This is a genomic window from Serratia sp. K1WW1, assembly GCF_055790865.1.
This window is the reverse complement of the sequence record NZ_CM147697.1, coordinates 5340339-5358571: the sequence shown is the minus strand read 5'-3', so window position 1 is coordinate 5358571 and position 18233 is coordinate 5340339. Positions and strand designations below refer to the sequence as shown.

Here is an 18233-nt window from a genome sequence, read left to right as displayed (position 1 = left end):
TCATTCCTTCACTAAATCGCCTTTCACCCCGGCCACAATCTCAAACGACCGTAAACGCGCCTGATGATCGAAAATCTGGCCGTTAACCATGATTTCATCCGCGCCGGTTTCACGCAGCAGGCTTTGCAGGCCATGGCGGATGGTGCTTTCGCTACCGACGATCGACATGCGCAGTGCCTGATCGACGCCATACTGCTCGCCTGCTGTCCACAAAGCGTGGATATTATCGACCGGCGGTGGCAGTGGGCCTGGTGAGCCACGGCGCAGGTTGATAAACTGCTGCTGCATGGAAGTGAACAGGAAACGGGCGTTTTGATCGCTGTCTGCGGCGACCACGTTGACACATACCATCGCGTGCGGCTGCTGGCACTGCTCAGACGGCGTAAAGTTCTCACGGTACACATTCAGTGCCTGGAACAGCATATCTGGCGCAAAGTGCGAGGCGAAGGCAAACGGCAAGCCGAGCTGTGCCGCCAACTGCGCACTGTACAGGCTGGAACCCAACAGCCAGATTGGCACATGTAACCCTTGGCCCGGCACGGCCTGTACCGCTTGCCCCGGCTGTACTTCGCCAAAGTAATGTTGCAGTTCCTGCACGTCACGCGGGAAGTTATCTACCTCGCCAGAGAGGTGGCGACGCAGCGCCATCATGGTGCGTTGGTCGGTACCCGGTGCTCGGCCAAGCCCCAGATCGATACGCCCAGGATAGAGTGATTCCAAGGTGCCGAACTGTTCGGCGATCACCAGCGGCGCATGGTTTGGCAGCATCACGCCACCTGAACCGAGGCGAATGCTCTGGGTACCGGAGGCTAAATAACCCAGTAATACCGACGTCGCGGCACTGCCGATGCCGGTCATATTGTGGTGTTCCGCTAGCCAGTAACGCTGATAGCCCCACTTTTCGGCATGTTGCGCCAAATCCAGCGAGCAGTGAAACGCATCGCGTGCCTTGGCTCCCTGGGGGATCGGGGATAAATCCAGTACCGAAAGCGGTACCTGTGTGTGTTCAGTCATTTCATCGTCCATTGTGCTTATCAGGTTGATCGCTTAAAGGGCGATTGCAGGGATCTGCAACTAAAAAAGCGATTATGCTTTTTGTGTTAAAAGCATAATCGAAAATACGGTTATAAAAGGGGATATATGTGCTCGCAATATCCTTATGAGAATAATGGTTTTTTTAGGGCTATGATGGCTTTTGTTTGCACGCTGATGTTCAAGGGGCTGTAGTAATGAAGAAGAAGACGTTGTTTACCCTGCTGCTGATGGGGATAGCTATCGCCATGGCGGTGCTATTCCGCGCGCATAATCAGGATTTGTTGTTGCAGGGCGAAGTGGATGCCCCCGAAGTGATCGTCGCTTCCAAAGCCAAGGGCCGGGTGATAGAGCGCCTGGTAGAGCGTGGGGACGATGTGAAAACCGGGCAACTGCTGCTGCGGCTGGAAAGCCCGGAACTGATGGCCCAGCTACGTTCGGCGCAGGCTTCACGGGATGAGGCCCAAGCGCAGTTGGACCAATCGCTGCATGGTACCCGTGAAGAAAGCATCCGTAACCTGCGCGCCAACCTGGCACAGGCCGAGGCGCAATACCAGAATGCCCAACACGATTACGACCGTAACCTGAGCGTTGCCAGCAAGGGTTATGTATCCAAATCTGAATTGGACAGCTCACGCCGTGCGCGTGATACCGCCTATCAACAGGTGCAGGCCGCCAAAGCCAATTTGGACGAAGGCATCAATGGCGATCGGATTGAACTGCGGCAGAAATATGAAGCAGCCCTGCGGGCCTCCGAGCAAGACCTGCTAGAAATTCAGGCCCAGACCGACGATCTACTGGTTAAAGCTCCGGTTGATGGCGAAGTGGGGCCGATCCCGGCTGAAGTCGGTGAGCTGCTCAACGCCTCCAGCCCGTTGATGACGTTGATCCGCGTACCGGACGCCTATTTCGTGTTTAACCTGCGGGAAGATATTCTGGCGCATGTCCGCAAGGGGGATAAGGTCCAACTGCGTGTCCCAGCGTTGAAAGACCAAACGATCGAGGCCGAAGTGCGCTATATCGCCCCGCTGGGGGATTACGCTACCAAGCGCGCCACGCGCGCCACCGGTGACTTTGATCTGAAAACCTTTGAAGTTCGTTTGTATCCGTCGCAGCCGATAGATGGCCTGCGCCCAGGGATGAGCACCTTATGGCAATGGAAAGAGTAAGGGCAGGTTGGCGCTGCTTCAGCCACGCGTTCAGCAACGAGTGCCGCATCGCTTTTCGCCGGCCGGTGGTGCACTGGCTGGGGTGGATCTTCCCGTTGATCCTGTTTGGCCTGATCAGCAGTAACTTCTCGGAAGGGACCTTGCTCGATCTGCCGGTCTCGGTGGTGGATAACGATCACAGCCCGCTATCCAAAAATCTGATCCGCAAGCTGGATGCGGGTTCTCATGCCCATGTGCAAGCCTATGACGGTGGTCTTGATGAGTCGTTGCGCTGTCTGCGTAGCGCGCAGGATTATGCTTTGCTGTCTATCCCGGCCGATTTTGAGGCGGACGCGCTGGCGGGTAATCAGCCGAGCGTGGTGCTGTATTACAACGCGCTGTTTTACGGTGCCGGGCTGTATTCCACCCAGGATTTCAGCGGCCTGATGACTGAGGCCAACGCCAATTACCGCTCGATCATTGCCGGGGCCATGGGCAAGTCGCTGCCGCCGTTGGCGGATGTCACCCTCAACTACGGCAGCCTGTTTAATGCCAGCGGCAGCTATATCTATTATCAGCAGTTTGCCGCCACCATTCATATGCTGCAGCTGTTTGTGGTGACCTGCATGATTTACGTGATGGCGCGCAGTAAGTCCTTGCTGAAAGCCAAGCCCTTTAGCCTGGCACTGCTGGGGAAACTGGCCCCTTACACCCTGTGCTTTACCACTTTGCTGATGGTTGAGATTGCTGCGCTGGTGGGCATTTTTGACGCTCGCGTCAGCGGCAACCCGCTGTTTATGCTGATGATTGGCTTCTTCTACGTGATGGCGGCACAAAGCATCGGCCTGTTGCTGTACACCTTTACCGGCAGCGCCATTACCGCCTACACCCTGATTGGCATGTTGGTGAGTATTGCACTGACTTTCTCTGGCATGGCAGTACCCGAGCTTTCCATGCCGCTACCAGCGCGCATCATCTCCAATATCGAACCTCTTACTCACGCGCTGTACGCCATGTTCGACGTCTTCCTACGGCAGGTGCCCGCCAGCGCCATCCTCAGCGTGTGTGCGCTGTTGGTGGTCTACCCGTTGGTAACCGCACTGTTGGTGCGTAACCGGCTGCTGAAGCGGCTGGCAAAAGAGGAGACGGTGGGATGAAAAGCTATTGGCTCACTTTCCGCAAAGTATTGACGAGCATGTTGGAACGGCCGATGTGGCTGATGTTGATCCTGTCGCTGTGCATCATGAGCACGGTTTATGCCAATCGCACGGTGTGGGATCTACCGGTGGCGGTGATCGATCAGGATCACAGCACCGCCAGCCGCCAGCTTATCCGCCAGTTGGATGCCACCCCGAAGATCGCCATCCAAACTTACGACAGCTTGGACGAGGCAAAACGCGATCTGGGTTGGCGCAAACTGTTTGCGGTGATCATCATGCCGGTGGATCTGGAGAAGAAGATCCTCAATGGCAAAAACATCGAGATCCCGGTGTTCGGTGATGCCACCAACCGGCTGGCAAACGGCCAGATCCAGCAGGACGTGGTGGCGGCCTATCAGCAGTTGCTCGGCCAGTACAACACCTCACTGTTGATGCGAAGTGGGTTCAGTGAACGGCAGGCTCAGGTGATTATGATGCCGATCCAGAGCCAAACGCTGGACGTATTCAACCCCGGTATCAGTTTTGCGGCGATTATCTTCCCGGGTTTGTTGGTGATGTTATTGCAGCACTCGCTGTTGATTGCCTGCGTGCGCGTCAGCATTGTGTTGAAAGGAACGCCGGGCGGCAAGCCGTCGCTTCCTGTTTATCTGGGGGGGCTATCGGCCCTGCTGCCGATCTGGCTGTTCCTGTCGATTGTGTTATTTGTGTTGTGGCCCTGGGTTTTGGGCTATCGACAGACTGCGACGATCCCGGAGATCTTGCTGCTGACCTTCCCGTTCCTGCTTGCGGTGCTTGGGCTAGGCAAGCTGGTGACCGAATGCTTGCGCAGCGTGGAAATGATCTACCTGACGCTGTCGTTTATCACCACCCCGGTGTTTTACCTTTCTGGCACCATTTGGCCGCTGCAAGCGATGCCGCAGTGGGTCAGGGCGATTTCATCGATGATCCCCTCAACCTGGGCGACCAAAGCCATTGCTGGCGTCAATCAGATGGGGCTATCGCTGCGTGATGTCGGCGGGGACGTTGCCATGCTGCTGCTATTGGGGGCGATTTATACGCTGATTGGTATTGGCGTTGGAGCCGTGCGTAACCGCGTGGGGCTGCGTAATCTATTTCGTAAACGCCGAGTGTAGGAGAGATTACAAATCGGCTCCTGTACCTAACCGCGGCTCTGGACTGGCTCCCTCTCCCTAAGTACGTATTCACGTGGTACTCGGTCTATACTTTGGGAGAGGGTTGGGGTGAGGGGGGAGCCTGGATTTACTGCACCAATTCCAACCCGGCCACACGCCGCCAGTAGCCATTACACTCTGCGTGATCGGTTAACATCAGCGGCTCCGTACCCTGCTCATTAGCCCGGAAGCTGTCGAGCATCGCCAGTGTTTCAACCCCCTGTGGCGACAGACGTACAATATCCACCAACCCCTGCATGCTGGTCAGTTCGTTGCCCAGGTTATAGCAGTAACCGCTCATGGTCTGGATACCGTTGAGCACAAACACCTGTTGGTTCTCTTGAGAATTGACGATGCGCCCCTGCGGATAGTTGATGCAGCAGGTTTCGCATTCATCCTTGCCCCGGTTTTCTGAGCGTGCAGTAAAACAGCGCGCCGAATAGGCCAGTGGCAAGTGGCCGTAACTCAACACTTCCACTTCAAACCCTTGGCGGAACCCCAACTCATCACATTGCTGCAATAAATTGACCAGCCAGTCGCGTGAAAGCTCCACGGGCATGCACCAGCGCATCATGCCTTGCTTGTGCAGCAGGCGCAGAGTGTAGGCGTTGTAGCAATTGAGGGCATGCCCGGCGACAAACGGCAAACCGCGATCGGCAGCCATATTCACCGTACCAAGATCGTTGGCTTCGATCAGGAATTCGCCGTTCTCCACATAACGCTTCAGCTCATTCAGCTCTGAGGGTGCCTGTAGCAAAGCCAGGGTAGAGATCACCACCTGCTTACCCGATTTGGCGATCTCCTGCGCCAGCGCCAGCCAGTCACCTACTTTCATCTCACGCCGTTTGGTGCAGACGCTCTCGCCAAGATAGATAATATCGGCGCTGCTGCTCATCGCCTGCTGATAAAAGGCTTCTATCTCGCTGTTTGGCCAGTAGTAGAGCACCGGGCCTAATGCATATTTCATGGTTTCTCCTACTGCCATTTGCGGTGGTACGCGCCAAGCGTGGTCTGGGTACCTTCGGACATTGCGCCGAGCGTTTCCATCCAGGCTGCGTCGGCTTGATAGCCCGCCGGGTTGGCCATACAGCGATCTATGGCCTGGCGCCAGACGCGCGCAACCTGGCTGACATAGGCAGGGCTGCGTTGGCGGCCTTCAATCTTCACCGAGGCAATATTGGCGGCCAGTAGCTCTGGCAGCAGCTCCAGCGTATTCAGGCTGGTGGGCTCTTCCAGCGGGTGATAGAGCACGTTATCCACCAGATAGCGGCCTTTGCACAGCGTTGGGTAACCGGCGTTTTCACCGTCCTGATAGCGGTCGATCAGTACGTCATTCAGGCGCGATTCCATCCCCTTTGGCGTTTGTTGCCAGCGTACAAAGCGGGCAGGTGAGCAGGCGCCCACGGTGTTAGGCGATTCCCCGGTCAGATAAGAGGAGAGGTAACACCGCCCTTCGGCCATGATGCACAGGCTGCCAAAGGCGAACACTTCCAACGGCACCGGGCTGGTGCGTGATAATTGCTTCACTTGGTGCATCGACAGCACACGAGGCAGCACCACTCGCGCAACGTCGAAGTGGTGTTGATAAAAACGGATGGCTTCTTCATTGGTCGCAGAGGCTTGCACCGAAACATGGCGCTCCACCTGCGGATAACGTTCCGCTGCGTACTCCAGCATTGCCAAATCTGCCAGGATCAACGCGTCGGCACCCAACTGGGCGGCCATATCCACGGCGCGCTGCCAGCGGGCGTAGCCATCGGGGTGAGCAAAGGTGTTGATGGCGATATGCAGCTTGCGGCCATGCCGGTGCACATAGTCAGCCGCTTCCTGCAGCTTCTTCTCGGTAAAGTTCAGCCCGGCAAAGTGGCGCGCATTGGTATCGTCTTTCAGGCCGATGTAAACGGCGTCTGCGCCATTATCTACCGCGGCTTTCAAGGCCGGCAGGTTGCCAGCGGGGCAAAGCAGCTCCATAGATCTATCCTGATTCCAGCCGTACACCTGGCCAGGTATACGCTGTGATAAACGTTGCCGGGCCATCGATTCGCCTGGCAATGATGTAAATGGGGAGACAATTTTAGTGAACCCGAGGTTAACAAGCTTTGATTTGAGGCAGCTTCTGGCGTATTGATATTCAAGCGGTAACTTGAAATTTGTAGGGCAAGTTGAGCGTTAATTGCACCATTTGTTGATATAGACCGGTTACGCGTAGCCGCAATGTGGCAAAATAACCTCAGACTGAGTAGAAAGGAGTGAATAACAGTGTTGGAAAAACTACGAGCACGCATTGTGCGTCAAGGGCCGTCGCTGTTGCGCGTACCGTTAAAATTCACGCCGTTTGCTCTGCAGCGTCAGGTTTTGCAACAGGTGCTGAGCTGGCAGTTCCGTCAGGCGCTGGCTGAGGGAGATTTAGAATTTCTCGAATCGCGCTGGCTGAAGATTGAAGTGCGCGATCTGGCACTGCAATGGTTTATGACGGTAGAAAACGATAGGCTGGTGGTGAGCCAACAGGCTGAGGCGGACGTCAGCTTCAGCGGCGAAGCCAACGATCTGATCTTGATTGCGGCACGTAAGCAAGATCCCGACACGCTGTTTTTCCAGCGTCGGTTGCAGATTGAAGGAGATACCGAATTGGGCCTGTATGTAAAAAATCTGATGGACGCTATCGATCTGGATGCGATGCCTACGCCGTTACGCGTTGGGCTGCTGCGGTTAGCGGACTTTGTGGAAGCCGGTTTGCAGGAGGGCACGGCGCAAACTTCCCGTGTGCCGCAGCCATGCTGATCCGCGTTGAAATTCCGGTGGATGCCGCAGGTATTGATGCGCTGCTGCGTAACGCCTTTGGCCGTGATGACGAAGCCGAACTGGTGCAACAACTGCGTGAAGACGGGTTGTTGACGCTGGGCATCGTTGCCACCGACGAAGAGGGTGGCGTGGTCGGTTATGCCGCATTCAGCCCGGTTGACGTTGCGGGCGAGGATCGCCAATGGGTTGGTCTCGCGCCGTTGGCGGTAGAGGAAAGCCTGCGTCGCCAAGGGCTGGCCGAAAAGCTGGTTTACGAAGGGTTGGATGCGCTGAATGAGTTCGGCTATGCCGCCGTAGTGGTGCTGGGCGAACCGGCTTACTACGGGCGCTTCGGCTTTAAAACGGCTGCCCAGTTCGATCTGCATTGCCGCTGGCCAGGAACGGAAGCCGCATTCCAGGTTTATCCGTTGGCGGAAGATGCACTTAACGGTGTGAATGGGCTGGTGGAGTATTCGGCGCCTTTTAATCGTTTTTAACGACCGGCAGCAGGTATTCCAATGAGAGGGGCGGATTAACTATCAGCTCCTCTTTTTGCTTTTTGCTCAACTGTTTCACCCGATACTCCAGCCGCAAAGCCATTGAGCGATCCCCAACCTGGCAGTGAAAAACCAGTTCCAGTTCCCCTTTGCCGCGCAGGGCTTTGGCCCCTTTACCGGCCTGATGCTGGGCTGCTCGCCGGGCGACGTCTGTCGTGATACCGGTGTACAACATCCCGCTTGGCATTCGCAGCATATAGAGATGCCAGGTTGTTTCAGTCATAACGGCCTGCGTAATGGTTCAAAGAGTTACCTATGCCCAAAAGGACCCGGGCCCACCGAATCCCTAACCAGCAGCTCCGAAGTAAAAACGTTGTCCTTCGACAGATAGCCGCCGTCGAGCATGGCGATCAGCCGGTCGATCACTTCGCTCATCATATCGCTCACCGGGTCTTTAACGCTGGATAACGCCGGGGAGAGATAGGGAGCCGTAGGGATATTATCGAAGCCGATAACCGAGACGTCATTGGGCACGGCAATGCCCGCCTCGTTCAATTTCTTGATGGCACCAACGGCCATATCATCGTTGCTGGAGAGTACCGCGCTAAAGGTGATTTTCTCCTTGAGCAAGGACTCCATCGCCGCCGCACCGCTGGCTGGCGTCCACTTTCCTTTGATGATGAGCTCATCATCCAACTCAATATTGTATTGATTTAAGGCTTCTTTATAGCCGGATAGTCGCTCAATCGCCGTTGGCGAATCCAGTGAACCGGTAATAAAGGCGATATTCCTGTGGCCCTGCTCAATCAGATGCTTTGTCGCGTTAAAACTGGCCCCTTTGTGGTCGCAGCAGATGCAGTGGCTTTGGTGTTTTCTCAGCCTGCGGTTCACCACCATGATGGGTTGCTTGTGCTGCTCGATGATGTCGTCCATCGCTTCGATGGTTAAGAAACGCGGGTAGATGATGATGGCGTCGCAGCGTAAATCGAGCAGGAATCGGATCGCCTCTTGCTCTTCTGCGGCACTGTGTTTACCGTCCACCAGGATCAACTGGCGGCCGTTGTCTTCCAGCTTTTGCGCCGCCTGGGAAAGTATCTCGCTGAAATAACTGCCGTTATAGAGGGTGTTGGTGACCACCAGACCAATGCACTGGGATTTATTGGTGGCCAGATTTCTCGCCAGCAGATTGGGACGATAACCCGCCTCTTCGATGGCTTTAAACACCTGATCTTTGGTGGCTTCGCTGACGTACCCTTTGCCGGAAAGAACGCGTGAAACAGTGGCTTTTGAGACGCCTGCCTTTTTTGCCACTTCCTGCATGGTAGACATAGGGTTTTCCCGGCTTTTAACAATTATCCCCATTCTACACATTCCGCCGCATTAGAGCAGAGCCTTTGCAGCTTCTCGAACCCATTCATGTCGATCACAATCACAAAATAGACAATAAAAAAATTTATAGGTTGATCTGCAATCTTAATATCAACACTCTTATGTGAAACCGGTTACCTATCTATGAGAGTTGTCCTCATGTCTAAGAATTATGCGGCAGTATCAAGATCGATAGTGGATGCAGTTGGGGGAGCGAGTAACGTCGCGGCGGTGACTCATTGCATGACGCGTTTACGCTTTGTGCTCAACGACGACACCCTCGTCGATGCCGCCAGGTTGAAGGCAATTGGTGGCGTACTGGGTGTGGTAAGAAGCGAAAATCAGTGCCAGGTGATCATTGGCAACACCGTTTCACAGGCCTATGCCGAGGTGTTGAAACTGTTGCCCGAAGGGGCGGTAGCCCAGCCACCGGCGCCGGAAAAGAACAAGATCACTCTCAAACGTATCGGTGCGGGGATCCTGGATGCGCTGATTGGCACCATGTCACCGCTGATCCCGGCCATTATCGGCGGCTCGATGGTGAAACTGCTCGCCATGATCCTCGATATGACCGGCGTATTCGGCAAAGGCTCCTCAACGCTGATTATCCTCAACGTCATTGGCGACGGGGCGTTCTTCTTCCTGCCGGTGATGGTTGCCGCTTCCGCAGCGGTGAAATTCAAAACCAATATGTCGCTGGCGATCGCAATTGCCGGGGTACTGGTTCATCCCGCATTTATCGATCTGATGGCGAAAGCCGCGCAGGGCCAACAGGTTGAATTTATGGGCATCCCGGTCACGGCGGTGAAATACACCTACACGGTGATCCCGGCGTTATTCATGACCTGGTTGCTCTCCTACATTGAAAGATGGGTCGATCGCATCACGCCAGCCGTAACGAAAAACTTCCTCAAACCGATGCTGATCGTGCTGATCTCTGCGCCGATCGCCATCCTGTTGATTGGCCCGCTGGGCATCTGGATTGGTAGCGGCATTTCCGCGCTGGTGTACACCATTCACAGCTACCTGGGCTGGTTATCCGTAGCGATTATGGGTGGGCTTTGGCCGCTGCTGGTCATGACCGGGATGCACCGCGTATTTACGCCAACCATCATTCAAACCATCGCGGAAACTGGTAAAGAAGGCATGGTGATGCCCTCTGAAATTGGTGCCAACCTCTCGCTGGGCGGTTCATCTTTGGCGGTAGCCTGGCGGACCAAAAACCCGGAATTGCGTCAGACGGCGCTGGCTGCGGCGGCATCGGCGATTGTGGCCGGGATTTCAGAACCCGCGCTTTATGGTGTAGCAATACGCTTGAAGCGCCCGCTTATCGCAGCGCTGATCAGTGGTTTTGTCTGCGGCGGCGTGGCCGGAATTGCCGGGTTGGCGAGTCACTCGATGGCCTCTCCGGGTCTGTTTACCAGCGTGCAGTTCTTTGATCCGGCCAACCCAATGACCATTGTCTGGGTGTTTGGCGTGATGATTTTGGCGGTGGTGCTTTCCTTCATCCTTACGCTGTTGCTGGGCTTTGAAGATATCCCGGTCACCGAAGATGCGGAAAGTGAAAAAGCCAAATCGGCGCCCGCGTTGTCCGTATAACCTGTTGTAAAAATGCATATTTGAGAAGAGGTATCTTATGCCAGCATCTGTTTTCCCCGCAGACTTTTTATGGGGTGGTGCACTAGCGGCTAACCAAGCCGAAGGCGCTTATCTTGAGGGCGGCAAAGGGCTGACCACGGTTGATATGATCCCTCATGGCAAAGATCGGCTGGCGGTAAAACTGGGCCAGGAAAAGCGCTTTGAGCTGCGTGAAGATGAGTTCTACCCTAGCCATGTCGGCATTGATTTTTATCATCGCTATAAAGATGACATTGCCCTGATGGCAGAGATGGGGTTCAGCGTATTCCGTACTTCGATCGCCTGGAGCCGCATTTTCCCTAACGGGGATGAAAGGGAGCCGAACGCGGAAGGGATCGCTTTCTACCGCGACGTGTTTACCGAATGCAAAAAGCACGGCATCGAACCGCTGGTCACGCTATGCCACTTTGATGTGCCGATGCATCTGGTGCGGGAATACGGCTCTTGGCGCAATCGGAAAATGGTGGAGTTCTTCACCCACTATGCCCGTACCTGTTTTGAGGCCTTTGACGGGCTGGTGAAATACTGGCTGACGTTTAATGAAATCAATATTCTGCTGCACAGCCCGTTCTCCGGCGCGGGGCTGGTGTTCGAGCCAGGCGATAATCAGGAGCAGGTGAAATATCAGGCTGCGCATCACGAACTGTTGGCTAGCGCGTTAGCGACCAAAATTGCCCATGAGGTTAACCCTCACAATCAGGTGGGTTGCATGCTGGCGGGGGGAAATTTCTACCCTTGGTCCTGTAAACCCGAAGACGTTTGGGCTGCGCTGGAGAAAGACCGCGAGAACCTGTTCTTCATCGACGTTCAGGCTCGCGGCGCTTACCCGTCATACACCAAGCGCCTGTTTAAGGAAAAGGGTATCACTATAGCAATGGAGCCAGGCGACAGTGAGATCCTCAAAAACAGCGTCGACTTTGTCTCCTTCAGCTATTACGCCTCCCGCTGTGCCTCGGCTGAGATGAACGAGCACAACAGCAGCGCGGCCAATATCGTCAAATCGCTGAAAAACCCGCATATCCAAGCCAGTGAGTGGGGATGGGGTATCGATCCGTTGGGCCTGCGCATCACTATGAACATGATGTATGACCGTTACCAGAAGCCGCTGTTCCTGGTGGAGAACGGGCTGGGGGCGAAGGACGAAATCAACCCGCAGGGCGAGATCGACGACGAATACCGCATCAGCTATTTGCGTGAGCATATCAAAGCCATGGCGGACGCTATCGAGGATGGTATTCCGGTAATGGGCTACACCTCCTGGGGCTGCATCGATTTGGTTTCCGCCTCTACCGGGGAAATGAGTAAGCGTTATGGCTTTGTCTATGTGGATCGCGATGACCAGGGCAATGGCACTTTGGCCAGAACCAGAAAGAAATCGTTTTACTGGTATAAGAAGGTGATTGCCAGCAACGGTTCGGATTTGAGTTAGCAAAATGAGCACCGAAGTGCCCATTTAGACATAAACTTTATGGGCGTTGCATGCAGCGCCCTTTGTGATAAAAACTCACACCTTCTTCTCAGTCATCTCAAAGCGAGGTGAAACCAACCCGTACAACGTCCAACCGAAGAACGTAGCAATAGCACCCCACATCATCGCCTCCTCACCGGAGCTGTACAGCGCATAGAAGCTATACAGCGCCCCAATCACGGCAATCACGTTGGCAATCCGCGCCTTGTTCTCCGGTACTTTGGCCACTTTCTGGATAATAATCAGCGCGGCCATCGACAGAATGTACGGAATAATATTGGTCACTACGGCCAGGTTAACCAGCACGTTAAACTGCTTATTCAGCGACGGGCTGATGGTCATCAGCGACATCACGCTCTGAATAATCACGATGGTCAGCATGCCCTTCACTGGCGCACCTGATTTACTGACTTTGGAGAAGATTTTCGGGAAGAAGCCGCTGTCGGCAGAGGATTTGAATACCTGGGCGATAGTGAACTGCCAGCCCAGCAGCGAACCCACGCAGGACATGATCATCAACGCCATGATGATTTTACCGACCGTTGGGTTGAACATATGTGAGAACGCCAGTCCAAACGGCGCGGTTGAGTTAGCCAGTTCCATATTTGGCACGATACCGGCGATCACGTTGGTGGAAACAATGTAGATCACTGCGGCACCCAATGTGCCCCCGAGTACGGCGATAGGCACGTTACGTTCCGGGTTTTCTACCACGTCAGTATTGGCGCAGGCAGATTCAAGACCCAGGAAGGCCCAAAGAGTCATCGAGATAGAAGACCCGATGGCTTCAAAGGTAGGTACCGCATGCGGGTTCCAAGCTGCTAGATAAGCGGTGCCGCTGAACCAATACCAACCGATAATCGAGATGCCGACCACCGGGATAATCACCCCCCAGACGGTGATCCCGCTGATCTGCCCGGTGATGCGAGCTCCACCGAAGTTGGCAACCGTAGCCAACCACAGCACGGCGATAGTGGCTATACAGATACCTAGTGGTGGCAGGGCAACGCCGAACAGCTCGGTGCCATAACCCACGGCAGAAATGGCGATGGCGATATTGGCGATCAGCAGCGAAACACCGTAGGTGTAATTGGCCATAAAGTTGCCGGACTTCCCGAAGGCATACTCGGCATAGCCGCCCATCCCGCCGGATTTACGGCTGAACATGCCGCATTTGGCAAACGCATAGGCCAGGGCCATCGAGCCTACGGCGGTCACCAGCCAGGAAACGATGGAAATCGTCCCCACTTCGGCCAGCTTGGTTGGCAGCATAATTATGCCGGATCCCATCATATTGACCGCTGTCAGGATCGTTAATTGCACAACCCCCATCTTATTATTGGATTTGCTCATGATCATTCTCGCTTTTATATTTCTCGAATTTTTTACAGCCTTATCCATCCCGCTTGAAATTCGAGGAATATCTCTATATGTCTGGCGGCAAGAATATGCCGCCTCCCTGGAGTTAATTATGCTTTCATGACATAACCGTAAGCCCGGTTCCAGCCATCTTCATCCTGCTGGATATAAACGCCTTGTAATTCTGGAGCAAATCCGGGTAATAAATTAATCCCTTCTTCCAACGCCAGGAAATAGCGTTGAGCAGACCCGCCCCAGATTTCCCCTGGGACTACGCACAGCACGCCCGGTGGGTAAGGTAATGCCCCTTCAGCGGCAATGCGGCCTTCGGCTTTAGCGAGAGAAACCAGTTCCACCTTGCCACGGACAAATTCGGTATTGGCGGTTTGTGGATCCATGGCGACGCGTGGGAAATGGCTTTTACGGAACATTTCCTTCTGCAATTCTTTTACGTTGTAGCTGACGTACAGATCGTGCATCTCTTGGCACAGCTGGCGCAGGGTGTAGTTCTGGTAACGTTTTTCGTTGTTCTTGTACACGGTTGGCAGGACTTCGCTCAGCAAGGAGTCCTGTTCGACGTGTTTTTCGAAGCGGGCAATCAGCGCCACCAGATGCTGCATTTTGGCGATATCTTCCGCTGGGGTGAGCAGGAACAGGATAGAGTTCAGGTCACATTTCTCCGGCACAATACCGTTTTCACGCAGATAGTTAGCCAGAATGGTCGCCGGGATACCAAAGCTGCTGTATTCGCCGCTGGCGGTATCGATGCCCGGTGTGGTCAACAGCAGCTTGCAGGGATCCACAAAGTATTGTGATTCCTCATAACCCTCGAAGGCATGCCATTTTTCGCCAGGGATAAAGTTGAAGAAGCGCAGATCGTTGGCCATGGCTTCGGTGCTGTAGGACTGCCAAGGTTTACCGTCGATTTGCTCTGGGACAAAAGGTTTAATCATGGTGCAGGTGTCCAACAGCATTTTGCGTGACTCAATGCCGATGCGCACACACTCTTTCCACAGGCGTTGGCCGCTCTTGCCTTCATGCATTTTAGCGTTCACATCCAGTGCGGCAAACAGCGGGTAGAACGGGCTGGTGGACGCATGCAGCATAAAGGCGTTATTGAAACGCTTATGGTTGCAGTAACGATCTTGCCCTTTGATATGTTTGTCTTTTTTATGGATTTGCGAGGTCTGTGAGAAACCGGCCTGTTGTTTATGTACCGACTGGGTAACGATGATCCCCGGATCGTTTTCGTTCAGTTCCAGCAGCAGCGGCGAGCAGTCTTTCATCATTGGGATGAACTGCTCATAGCCGACCCATGCCGAGTCAAACAGGATGTAATCACACAGGTGGCCAATCTTGTCGACGACCTGGCGAGCGTTATAGATCGTGCCGTCGTAAGTCCCCAGTTGGATAATCGCCAGGCGGAATGGCCGCGCGTCGTTGGCGCGTTCCGGTGCGGTCTCACGGATTTGCTGGCGCAGATAGCCTTCTTCAAAGCAGTGAGCGTCGATGCCACCGATAAAGCCGAACGGGTTACGTGCCGTTTCCAGATAGACCGGCGTTGCCCCGGCCTGGATCAGCGCGCCATGGTGGTTGGACTTATGGTTGTTACGGTCGAACAGGACCAGATCGCCACGGCTCAGCAGGGCGTTGGTTACCACTTTATTGGAAGCCGAAGTCCCGTTCAGCACGAAATAGGTTTTATCGGCGTTGAACACCTTGGCGGCGTGTTTTTGTGCATCGCAAGGCGCGCCTTCGTGGATCAGCAGATCGCCCAGCTTAACGTCGGCGTTGCACATATCGGAGCGGAACAGCGTTTCACCATAGAAATCAAAGAACTGGCGGCCTGCGGGGTGTTTGCGGAAGAACTCACCGCCCTGATGTCCTGGGCAGGCGAAGGTGGCGTTACCCATCTCTACATATTTGGTCAGGGTATTAAAGAACGGTGGTAGTAGCTCGCTTTCATATTTTACCGCTGCGGCTTCCAGTTGCTTGCCGTAGAACTGAGTGTTCTTGCCACAGAGTTCGAATACGCCGTTCAGCGCCGGTAATACGGCGTTATCCAGTTCTTCTTCACAGCAGACGGCGACAAAGATCGGAATGTTTAACCCGGTTTCTTCCAGCTGTGCCACCAGGCCTTGCTGTACGTCTTCCACGGAAAGCACGATGGCGGCTACGTCATTAAAGTCGCTGTGGTGCACATCGCTAATTTCACGCGTGGTTTCAAAGCAAGAGAGAGTTTTTTGGTTCGCTGCAATTTTTAGTTTGTTCATTTTTGTCATTCTTCAGGCGAAAATATCCCGCTGGCAAATAAGATCTTTGCCAGAAAGTATTTTCGTTAAAATAAAGGTATGCGTGAGCGTAATCATGTTCATCGAACATAATTAGGTTACGAGTTTATTTTGACGAAATTTTTTGGTTCTTAAACGAGGTTGCAATTATGCCGGATCCACTCTGTTTTTAAGCAAAACAAAGCGATATCGTCGCCATTAGGCGCAGGGAAAGATCGTGGGCATAGGTCTAGCTGCAAGACGTAATAAGAACGCAGAGGAGGGAGTTTATCTGAAGTTAAAAAAGGCAAAGCTAAAGCAGCTGCGGTGAGCCATCATCATAATATGTGTAGTTCGTCGGATATGAGCCATCTTTCTGTTGTTGTTTTCCATTTTCCATCTACCTATGGGTTTCGGACTTGGCGCTATTTTATCCCCTAAATACGGAAATAAAGTGATGCAGATCACGTTAATCATGCGATTTATACTTAAATATTCATTTTCTATGCACCGGAGTGAATAGCTATGAAATCTACCGTGTGGGTATATGTGAAGTAATTGCTAAAAATGGAACCAACGGACTGGATAAATTTGGCTTAGGCTAACCCAACCCCTGAAAATCGCTTTCAATATAAACAGGTAATAGCAGAAATAGAGCTAGGATGTTTTTTATTTGTTATTACTGCAGCCAAGCTTATCTTGCATAAAGATGCATGGATTGCTAATTAATATGCTAGTTTTATGTTGAGCATAATTTGTCGCTAATTGTGACTGCCTTCAAATCTGCAGGTAAGATGGCGGAGGTGATAAGGAGAACTTACGTTGGATCAGATCGAAGATCGGCTGCACATTATCCGTTTTCTCAGTAAGCAGCATGTGCTCACGCTGTGTGCCGGTGATGGCACGGCGATGTGGTGCGCCAACTGCTTTTACGTTTTTGATGCCGAGTGCATGGCGCTATGGCTGATGACCGAGCCCCACACCCGCCATGGCGAACTGATGCAACGGAACAACCGGGTGGTTGGCACTATTGCGCCGCGGCCCAAGACCATTGCGCTGATCAAAGGGGTACAATACGCCGGGGAAATCACGCTGTTGGCCGGGGAAGAGGCGGAACTGGCCCGTACGCGTTACTGCAAACGTTTTCCGGTGGCCAAGGTGATGAAAGCGCCTATTTGGCAGATCGCGTTGCAGGAAGTGAAGATGACCGATAACACCCTGGGCTTTGGCAAAAAGCTGCACTGGGCACGTTGATAATCGAGCTGAATATTAAGGATCGATGGCATGAAAAACACCGAGATGGCCGCATTGGCGCTACTGGCGGCATTGGTTTCCCCCACGATGGCGCAAGACAGCGGAGTTTCCTTTAGCCATAAGAACTGGGAATTGGCCTGTGACAACACCAATACCTGTCGCGCGGCGGGCTACGCTAATGAAGATGAGCCAAGCGCTTCGAACGGTTCGGTGCTGATCACGCGTATTGCTGGCCCTGGCACTGTCCCAACGGGGGAAGTGACCTTGGCAGACTACGAAGAGGGTGATTCAGCCGCGGTGGCAAAGCTGACGCTGTGGATCAACGGCAAGTCGGCTGGTGCGCTCAAACCGACCAAGGAAGGAAACTGGAACCTGTCAGCAAGCCAGACTCTGGCACTGATCGGCGCAATCAAAGGCAGCGGCACGGCTGAATTTAAAGGCGGCCCCGCACCTTTCGTGCTGTCAGGCGAGGGGGCTTCGGCCACCTTATTGAAGATGGATGATGTGCAGGGGCGTATCGGCACGCCCGGCGCCTTGACTAAAAAAGGCGACAAGCCGGAAAGCAGCGTGCCAGCAGCCATTCCTGCCCCGGTGATCCAGGCTGTGAAGGTGGCCAAGGCGGAAGAACGCCCGCTTACGGCATCTGAAATCGCTTCGCTGACTCCCAAACTGCTGGCAACGCTGCAACCGGATGATTGCGACCGCATGCAGTCCCCACAGGAAAATGACGGTGCAAGTGAGGATGGCATCACGCTGACCCCGCTCAGCAATGGCCATGCCCTGATCACCGCCGTGTGTTGGCGGGCGGCCTATAACGAAGGTTACGGTTATTGGGTGATCGACAGTGCCCTGAAGCAGGCTCCGGTATTGGTGACCAATTCCGGCTCTGGCTATGATGAAGGGATAATCTCAATGGGGCAAAAGGGGCGTGGATTGGGTGATTGCTGGGCCACCGCCAGTTGGGTATGGGATGGCACGGCCTTCCGTCAAAGCAACGAGGCTACCACCGGCCTGTGCCGTTTAATCCATGCGGGCGGAACCTGGGATTTACCGACGTACGTCGCCGAGGTGAAGGTAGCGCAGTAA

General features: G+C 54.0%; 17 protein-coding genes. 9 read left to right on the top strand and 8 right to left on the bottom strand.

The genetic code is table 11. The features are described from left to right. Positions 1–1026 carry a luciferase-like monooxygenase gene (locus ACX9GU_RS24215; RefSeq protein WP_447872383.1) on the bottom strand — a complete coding sequence of 342 codons (1026 nt, stop codon included), beginning with the start codon at positions 1024–1026 and terminating at the stop codon, positions 1–3. Between the two features lie 203 nt (positions 1027–1229). Between ACX9GU_RS24215 and ACX9GU_RS24210 the strand changes: the two genes are divergently transcribed. From ACX9GU_RS24210 to ACX9GU_RS24200, 3 genes are read left to right on the top strand one after another with little or no spacing between them, the layout of a single operon-like run. Next, positions 1230–2201 carry an HlyD family secretion protein gene (locus tag ACX9GU_RS24210; protein WP_021179061.1) on the top strand — a complete coding sequence of 324 codons (972 nt, stop codon included), beginning with the start codon at positions 1230–1232 and terminating at the stop codon, positions 2199–2201. Beyond that, entirely contained in the window at positions 2183–3337 is a 1155-nt protein-coding gene (locus ACX9GU_RS24205; RefSeq protein ID WP_473193188.1) for an ABC transporter permease, read from the top strand. Before ACX9GU_RS24210 ends, ACX9GU_RS24205 begins: the two co-directional genes overlap by 19 nt. After that, a complete protein-coding gene (locus tag ACX9GU_RS24200; protein WP_218519942.1) occupies positions 3334–4473 on the top strand; it encodes an ABC transporter permease in 1140 nt (379 codons plus the stop codon). Before ACX9GU_RS24205 ends, ACX9GU_RS24200 begins: the two co-directional genes overlap by 4 nt. Positions 4474–4600: 127 nt before the next feature. On the opposite strand, the gene ACX9GU_RS24195 is transcribed toward ACX9GU_RS24200, so the two are convergent. Both ACX9GU_RS24195 and ubiU read right to left on the bottom strand, forming a co-directional pair. Then, on the bottom strand, positions 4601–5479 hold the full coding sequence (locus ACX9GU_RS24195) for a U32 family peptidase (RefSeq protein ID WP_473193187.1): 879 nt from the start codon (positions 5477–5479) through the stop codon (positions 4601–4603). An 8-nt stretch (positions 5480–5487) separates the two neighbouring features. Next, complete coding sequence (gene ubiU / locus ACX9GU_RS24190; RefSeq protein WP_473193186.1) at positions 5488–6483, bottom strand: ubiquinone anaerobic biosynthesis protein UbiU; 996 nt, start codon at positions 6481–6483, stop codon at positions 5488–5490. Positions 6484–6771: 288 nt separating this feature from the next. Between ubiU and ubiT the strand changes: the two genes are divergently transcribed. Both ubiT and ACX9GU_RS24180 read left to right on the top strand, forming a co-directional pair. Next, on the top strand, positions 6772–7293 hold the full coding sequence (gene ubiT, locus ACX9GU_RS24185) for a ubiquinone anaerobic biosynthesis accessory factor UbiT (RefSeq protein WP_024483381.1): 522 nt from the start codon (positions 6772–6774) through the stop codon (positions 7291–7293). Then, positions 7287–7790: a GNAT family N-acetyltransferase gene (locus ACX9GU_RS24180; RefSeq protein WP_473193185.1), complete on the top strand. Its 504-nt coding sequence runs from the start codon at positions 7287–7289 to the stop codon at positions 7788–7790. The genes ubiT and ACX9GU_RS24180 overlap by 7 nt, the downstream gene beginning before the upstream one ends. Here the strand turns inward: ACX9GU_RS24180 and ACX9GU_RS24175 are convergent. Both ACX9GU_RS24175 and ACX9GU_RS24170 read right to left on the bottom strand, forming a co-directional pair. Next, positions 7777–8073: a GIY-YIG nuclease family protein gene (locus ACX9GU_RS24175; protein ID WP_039995454.1), complete on the bottom strand. Its 297-nt coding sequence runs from the start codon at positions 8071–8073 to the stop codon at positions 7777–7779. The two genes, ACX9GU_RS24180 and ACX9GU_RS24175, sit on opposite strands and share 14 nt — an antisense overlap. 26 nt (positions 8074–8099) lie before the next feature. After that, positions 8100–9119, bottom strand: coding sequence for a LacI family DNA-binding transcriptional regulator (locus ACX9GU_RS24170; RefSeq protein WP_473193184.1), 1020 nt, complete (start codon positions 9117–9119; stop codon positions 8100–8102). A gap of 198 nt (positions 9120–9317) precedes the next feature. Between ACX9GU_RS24170 and ascF the strand changes: the two genes are divergently transcribed. Together ascF and ACX9GU_RS24160 are read left to right on the top strand one after the other, a co-directional pair. Then, positions 9318–10757 (top strand): PTS cellobiose/arbutin/salicin transporter subunit IIBC, encoded by a 1440-nt coding sequence (gene ascF, locus ACX9GU_RS24165; RefSeq protein WP_473193183.1) that lies wholly within the window; start codon positions 9318–9320, stop codon positions 10755–10757. Positions 10758–10794: 37 nt separating this feature from the next. Beyond that, a complete protein-coding gene (locus ACX9GU_RS24160; RefSeq protein WP_473193182.1) occupies positions 10795–12225 on the top strand; it encodes a 6-phospho-beta-glucosidase in 1431 nt (476 codons plus the stop codon). 75 nt (positions 12226–12300) lie between these two features. Here the strand turns inward: ACX9GU_RS24160 and potE are convergent, their stop codons facing one another. The 3 genes from potE to speFL all read right to left on the bottom strand — a co-directional run bounded on the left by potE (position 12301) and on the right by speFL (position 16286). After that, the gene (gene potE, locus ACX9GU_RS24155) at positions 12301–13617 is read right to left on the bottom strand and encodes a putrescine-ornithine antiporter (protein ID WP_202672601.1); all 1317 of its coding nucleotides are present in this window, start codon (positions 13615–13617) and stop codon (positions 12301–12303) included. 116 nt (positions 13618–13733) lie between these two features. Next, positions 13734–15896, bottom strand: a complete 2163-nt coding sequence (speF, locus tag ACX9GU_RS24150) for an ornithine decarboxylase SpeF (RefSeq protein WP_473193181.1) — start codon at positions 15894–15896, stop codon at positions 13734–13736. Positions 15897–16181: 285 nt separating this feature from the next. After that, a complete protein-coding gene (gene speFL, locus ACX9GU_RS24145) occupies positions 16182–16286 on the bottom strand; it encodes a leader peptide SpeFL (RefSeq protein WP_112363015.1) in 105 nt (34 codons plus the stop codon). 429 nt (positions 16287–16715) lie between these two features. On the opposite strand from speFL, the gene ACX9GU_RS24140 reads away from it, so the two are divergent. Continuing rightward, positions 16716–17147, top strand: coding sequence for a YhbP family protein (locus tag ACX9GU_RS24140; RefSeq protein ID WP_473193180.1), 432 nt, complete (start codon positions 16716–16718; stop codon positions 17145–17147). A 30-nt stretch (positions 17148–17177) separates the two neighbouring features. After that, the gene (locus ACX9GU_RS24135; RefSeq protein WP_473193179.1) at positions 17178–18233 is read left to right on the top strand and encodes a DUF1176 domain-containing protein; all 1056 of its coding nucleotides are present in this window, start codon (positions 17178–17180) and stop codon (positions 18231–18233) included.